The organism is Micromonospora sp. LOL_021, from assembly GCF_048060215.1.
Taxonomy (GTDB): Bacteria; Actinomycetota; Actinomycetes; order Mycobacteriales; family Micromonosporaceae; genus Micromonospora_E.
Genome location: NZ_JBHMIN010000027.1, coordinates 80,119 through 86,422, shown reverse-complemented (window position 1 = coordinate 86,422; position 6,304 = coordinate 80,119). Strand labels below are relative to the sequence as shown.

Sequence of the window (6,304 nt, the reverse complement as noted above, 5' to 3'; positions counted from 1 at the left end):
CAACGACATCGCCACCACTCCCGACCATCAGCTCCGTCACCACCAGACAACAGCCTGAGCAGCCACGCCCGACCCGCCTGGCAGCGACACACAGCGAATTTGCCAGCGGAGTCCGAGCAGGCAGCGCTCAAGTGCGTGTACCTGGCGGTGATGTCCCTGGACCCCACCGGCACCGGACGCAAACGCTGGGCCATCCGCTGGAAGGCGGCCCTGAACGCCTTCGAGATCGCCTTCGACGGCCGACTCCGTACCGGACGCAAGTAGCTATTTCACCTCAGTTACACCGAAAACTTGACAGAGCCACCCCTCGACGTGGCGACGGTCAAGGTTGGTGACGTTGCGTGAGGGTTCGCTGGGCACTGTCGATCCCTCGACGCGCGGATCTGCCGATGAGCGGAAGCCGCGTTTCTAGGTATGGTCGCTATGTGGGTCGACGCGTACGAGAGGCTGATGCCGGCTTGTCGCGGAGCGAGGGATCCGAGAGTAGTTGACACGAGTGGTGATCGTGGGCGCCGGGATCGTCGGCGCTGCCGTGGCGTTCGAGGTGGCGCGGGCTGGAGCCGAGGTCGTTCTGCTGGACAAATCGGTTCCAGCCTGTGGAGTGACCGCAGACTCTTTCGCTTGGATCGGTGGTCCACGCGGGGCGGACGTGCCGGACGCCAGCACTTCCCTACGGTGCCACGTCGTGCCGGACTACCGGTGCCTGGAGCAGGACGTGCCGGGCGTGCGGGTGCGTTGGCATGGCGCTTTGATATGGGGTGCGGACCAGCTCGATGATGTCCGCACGGGACCGGCGGAGCGTCTCCTCGACGCTGCGGAGGTCGAATGGGTGGAGCCGCGCCTGCGAGTACCGCCGACGCGCGCCCTGCACCTCGGGAGCGACGGAGCGGTCGATCCGGTTGCCGTGACACAGGCGCTGGTGCGTGCGGCTCAGAACCATGGCGCACAGTTGATAGCCAACTCCGCCGTCACCGCGTTGACTATGCGCGACGGCCGGGTCGTGGGAGTGCGGGCATCCGCCGGCAACCTGCCCGCCGACATCGTCGTGGTGACCGCCGGTGTCGACGCCCCCTTGTTGTGCGGGCCGCTGGGGTTCGATCTGCCCGTCGCGCCGTCGCCAGCGCTGCTGATACGCCTTAGCGGGCCACCTGGCCTGGTTCGCACGCTGGTCGCCACCCCGGATCTGGAGGTTCGTGAAGCCACCGACGGTCACCTGCTGATTGCCACTAGCTATCAGGGGGAGACCAGTCACGAGGACTTGCAGAGAGCAGGCGAGAGGGTGCTGCGCCGCCTCGTCGCCACGTTCGACGCCGAGGACGTCCACCTGGTCAGTGCGCGCCTTGGGACCCGGCCCATGCCGGCCGACGCGCTACCGATCGTCGGTCCCGTTCCGGGCGTGGGCGGCGTCTACGTCGCCGTGATGCATTCCGGCGTCACTCTGGCCCCAACCGTCGCGCGGCTCGTCGCCGCAGAAATCGTGGACGGAATCGAGGCTGAGCAACTGGCCGGCGTACGGCCGGCCCGGTTCCGGCCGGACGTCGAACACTGACCGAAGCTCCGAACCCGGTATTCAACAGGCCAGGTACACCGTCGGGACGGCGAGGCCGCCATCCGGATCTGCCGCGAGCCGGTGCACCTACCCAACTCTCTTGGTAACCCAGCGTGAACAGCGGATGGAGGCCACTGCGTCCGCAGCCGCCGGCGGATCCGAATCGGCAGACATCCCGGCGTGTGTACGTCTGGCGTACCTGGCTCTGCACTGGAGCCCGTACACCGACACCCGCCGTCACCCGTCAGCCGCGACAGCCCCAGACCCGGGCAGCAGACGGGCGGATGCAGCAGCCGCGGCCAGGCGGAGTAGGGTTGGCCCTTGACGGGCCGTTAGCTCAATCGGCAGAGCTGAGGACTTTTAATCCTTAGGTTCTGGGTTCGAGTCCCAGGCGGCCCACCACATGACCTGGCAAAATAGCCACCAGTCGATGGCTAGCCCACCCTCTATTCGGCCAGATTTGTCGGATATGACCCGCTATGCGGGGAGCGCCCAGCGAACACCCAAGACGCCCACGACCGCGTTGACGGCTGCGGCTGCGGCTGCATGTGGTACGCAGAGCGGGGGGCCGGGCCGGGTGAGCATGCTCGCCGCCGATTGCAACCCGGCCATTCCGGGCGGCATCATGTAGAAGTTCGTCAACTACCGGCTGCGGTTGCGCGTGATCGGCGACATCACGGCCGCACCGTCGGCGCACGCCTTGTCCGCTGGCCCCGGTCCTTCAGCAGCTCCGGGTACCGCTCGTCGTCGGGCGTCGCAGTCCAAGTACCAAACGCGCGTCATGCCGGTTCCAGATCCGTTCCCGTGCTTGGGCTTCGTGCACCGCCGCAGGCGGCGGCGCACGAACCCCTCGGCGTCAACGTACTTCCAACTCGTACAACGAGTACCCGTAGGTGCCCGATCTGGAGGTGCCGTACATGCGCACATAGCGAGCAACGAGCGACGGCACGTCAACGACCAGGCTGCCGCCCGTCCCGTTGCTGGTGCTGAACACCGTCGTCCAGTTCACCCCGTCGCGGGACAGCTCCACACGGTAGGCCGACGCGTGGGCGGACTCCCAGAATAGGCGTACCTCGGTAACGACCCAGTTTTCACCGAGATCAACTTTGATCCACTGCGGGTCCTGCCACGCGCTGCTCCACCGGGTGCTCCCGTCGCCGTCAACGGCGAGCTTCGCCGCCCAGTTCGTGCCCTCGATGCTGGATGCGGTCGCCGAGGCACCGAGGGCCAGATTGCGACCGCCCAAGTTCGTCCGCCCGCTGACCGGCGTGGCCGGGGCGGTCGTCCGGACCGGGGCCGGTGCCGGGGCGGTCGTCCGGACCGGAGCCGGCGGGCCGGCGGTCGTCGGCCCCGGTGCCGGTTCTGTCCGGCCGACTGCAACCGTCGACGGCGCGGCGGCCGGGGTGACCGGCGGGGTAGCCGACTCGACGCCCTCGGCCCCGGGCATGGCCGCCAGTGTCGGTGCCAGTGCGGTCGTCACCTGAAGATCCGACGGGGGTGGCTCGGCCACCGCGTCGTCGGCGTCCAGCATCTGCGTCGCAGCACCGCTGGCTAGCGCCACGATCGCGACGAATGCCGCCGCCACGAGACCAGCCCGCACATGCCGGGTGTGCAGTGTGGCCGGCTGCTCGGCGGGTGCCGAAACCCGGAGCGGTACCGTGGGAGCGGACAGTGCCGGCACCGGCACAGGGATCAGAGCCGGCGGCCGGTCGGTGACCGGCTTCTGCCGCGTCGGGCTCGGGATCACCAGCGCCTCGGGCGTCCCGGCGTCCCGCTCGGTGATGGCCGCCGCCGGCCCGGACTCGACTTCGTCTGGTTCCCCAGCCCTGACTTCCGTCGGGGCCACCCCGGCGGGGATCACCTCAGATGTCGGATGAGCCGACGGCTCGGTGACGTCGTCAGTCTCAGGGTCGGCAAGCTCGGCGTCATCTGCTCGCTGGTGGAGACGGTTGACGAGCGGACCGCCGGGCGCCGGACCGACTCGGTCGCCCGGTGCCTCGACAGGGGCCCACGCCTGTTCGCCACGCCCGGCGGGCCGAGAGACCGGTGCCGGCCGTTCGAGCAGGGCACGCGCGACCGGCGGATTTGACACGACCGGCGGATTTGACACGACCGGCGGATCCGCAGGTACCGCACGATTTGGCAGGCCGCGCAGGGCGACTGCGTACCGGATGCCGGCCGTGACGTCCGGGTGCTCGGCCTGAGGTAGGTGGGCGTACGCCCGCGCCGGCTCACTGCGGTGCGCCGCTGGCGAGCGGGATCGCGTATGCCACAGGCCTGCGGTGTCTCCGCCTGGATGGTCGTGGAGCCGGTCAGCAGGCACCATGACCTCGGCACCGAGGTAGTTGGCGAGCAACTGAAGGTTCACCTGGTCAATCTGCTCGACGTCCAGCCTGATCCGGACGCCACTGTGCGCCCATCCAGGCCGTTGCGTCGCGACCGCGGTGGCTACGAACCACACTCCGGCCGGGATGTCGAACAATCGGAACGGGCGGTCGGCGTCCGGGCCCCGACCGACCACGAGTACCGGGTCGGGCATGGGCGTGGTGGTCGGCGGCATTGCGTCCCGGTGATGCACCTTGCCGGCAGCATCCCGCTTGACTCGTAGGTCCAGCGTCGACCGGATACCGAAGTCCGCCGGTCGGCCCGCCCGAGCCGATTCTCCCAGCGGCACCTCGACCAGTGCCGTCAGGTCGTCGTCCAGAAACGGAAACGCGCCGGTGAGCTGAACCGATCTCGGCTCGTCCCGCCCGATCCGCCGGGGCAGGACTGCTGACCAGTCACCGTTGGGCGGGCCGCCGTTGACCACCGCTGCCTGGATCTGGTCGGACAGCCGTTGGCAGAACTCGCGTGGCACCGGATCAGCCGACAGCAACAGGATCGGCCGCCCGGCCCATCCATCGTGCGTCGCGACGATCTCGCCGAGCTCGCCCGGTCCTACCTCACCGGCCTGGGTCACCACCTGGTCACCGGCAGCGGAACCAACCAGCACAGAGAACAGCCGCGGATCGGCCCGCCACCACTCGGGCGGTTCAGTTCCGTCGTTGACGAGCACGATGTCGGGCGCGTCGCTACTCGGTGCGAGGCCCAGCCCCAGATCTCTCGCTACCTCCACCGGGGAGATCACGACCCGCCGACGAGCCGCGGCAGGCAGCCGGGCCAACAGTTCGTGTATCACCGACCGGACGTCGTCGCCTGGCGGGTTGCCGGGCACTCCGACGAAGACTTCCAGTCTGTCCGGATTCCACGGCCGGTCACGCACCACCGGACCGTGTCGGCCGGCGAACGGCGGGCGGACCCACAACCCGCACTGTACGGCCTCGACCACCCATCGCTCGTTCCACCGGTAGATGGTGGTCTCGGCCGGAGCGGATCCAGCAGAGGCCAGGCTGGCGAGCGCCTCGACCGGCCCTATCACCCGAGGCACCCCGGACGGCGGGAAGACAATCTGGCGGACGGGTTGCGGCCAGCAGCGTGCCGGTTCGGCGTCGACAGCGATCGCCACCGTCCGGCCAGCCGTGTCCAGCGTCGGCAGACCGGTAGCCATCGTGACGGTGCCGCGCCAGCGGTCACACAATGTCCGGGTCAGCTCTCGGCAGACCATCGCTCCGGGGCCGTAGGGCACGACGATCAGGCGGGTACGGAGCTCGACCGGGAGGGCGTCAACCACTGCCGCCACCTCGTCCACATCAGGTGTCGGGTGACCGGGGCGCCCGACCAGCAGGACCGGCCGCTCCACATCGACCGGGATGGCGTAGGCCAGATCGTCCGGTCCCGGTGCGGTCGTATCCGGTCGCTGCGGATAGACCCACAGGCCAGCCGGGATCGCGACCCGGGTCAGACCGTGGCTGCTGCCCGCCGAGAGAGAATCTATAGTGGCCTCCCAGGCGGGCGCCGGGTGCCGCCGCCCGGCGGGAACCGGCGCTGCCCCCGGGCGGAACCGTCGGAACCCTTCGACGGCGAACAGTGCAGCACCGGGAACCAGGAGCAGCCGACCGGCCGGGGCCAGCACCTCGGACCCGAGCTGCTCGGCGACCACCGCCGCCGGGGCCGGGCCCGCCACGCCGACCGCCGCTGAGCCGGCGCCGGCGACAGCCAGCATCGCCGAGGTGCGCGGGGGAACCGCGATCGGGAGCGACTCGGTAACCGCTCGCCAGTCCGCCGGTCCGCTGAGCTGCCCAACGACCGTTACAACGCCGGCGACCGGAGGGATCGACCGGGCCAGTTCCGCGATCGTCCCACCCTCGGCATCGCCGACGATGGCGACCGTGTCGCGGAGCCAGCGGAGCGCCGCCGAACCCGGTGCCTGTGTTCGGTCCATCTGCATGTCGTCATCTCTGCTTCCGTCGCCGAACCTTGATCGGCCCGCATCGTCCGTGCCCGCCAGCAGGCTTCATCAACATGACGAACCGACCCTGCCCCGAGGTTCACGACCAGACTGTGATCTTGTCGGGCGGGCCGGTTCTGCGAACAGCGATCCCGTCTGGCCTAATAGCCCCACGTCGATCAGCTCACGGCCGACCGCCGGTCAGACTGCCGACGCGGGGGCGAGGGATGACGCTGGCGGGTGGGATGCGGCCTCACCCGCTTGTCACGCCCCCGGAGAGACCGAGCTGGCCCCGAAACGCCTGGTCAACGGCTCGCCCGGTGATCACGCAATCGCGGTGATGTCACCAGCCGTCAGTTTCAGAAGTCATGCGCACGGATGTCCGTACTCCTCTGCGCGCGTCGTCGACACGTCGGTCGTCCTGAGCC

The 6,304-nt window shown here is 69.4% G+C and carries 2 protein-coding genes, 1 tRNA gene and 1 pseudogene; 3 read left to right on the top strand and 1 reads right to left on the bottom strand.

Annotated elements, in window-relative coordinates:
* From ACFHWT_RS18610 to ACFHWT_RS18600, 3 genes and pseudogenes are all read left to right on the top strand, one after another.
* Positions 1 to 264 (top strand): annotated as a pseudogene (locus ACFHWT_RS18610) (hypothetical protein); the annotation flags it as partial.
* 232 nt (positions 265 to 496) lie between these two features.
* Complete coding sequence (locus ACFHWT_RS18605) at positions 497 to 1,549, top strand: NAD(P)/FAD-dependent oxidoreductase (protein ID WP_416595929.1); 1,053 nt, start codon at positions 497 to 499, stop codon at positions 1,547 to 1,549.
* A 326-nt stretch (positions 1,550 to 1,875) separates the two neighbouring features.
* Positions 1,876 to 1,951: transfer RNA gene (locus ACFHWT_RS18600), tRNA-Lys, on the top strand.
* 454 nt (positions 1,952 to 2,405) lie between these two features.
* On the opposite strand, the gene ACFHWT_RS18595 is transcribed toward ACFHWT_RS18600, so the two are convergent.
* Positions 2,406 to 5,870, bottom strand: coding sequence for a discoidin domain-containing protein (locus ACFHWT_RS18595; RefSeq protein WP_416595928.1), 3,465 nt, complete (start codon positions 5,868 to 5,870; stop codon positions 2,406 to 2,408).
* Between the last annotated feature and the right edge of the window lie 434 nt (positions 5,871 to 6,304).

Excerpts from the sequence above, each read along its gene's own strand:
- ACFHWT_RS18595 (WP_416595928.1), bottom strand. The coding sequence starts at position 5,870 with ATGGACCGAACACAGGCACCGGGTTCGGCGGCGCTCCGCTGGCTCCGC.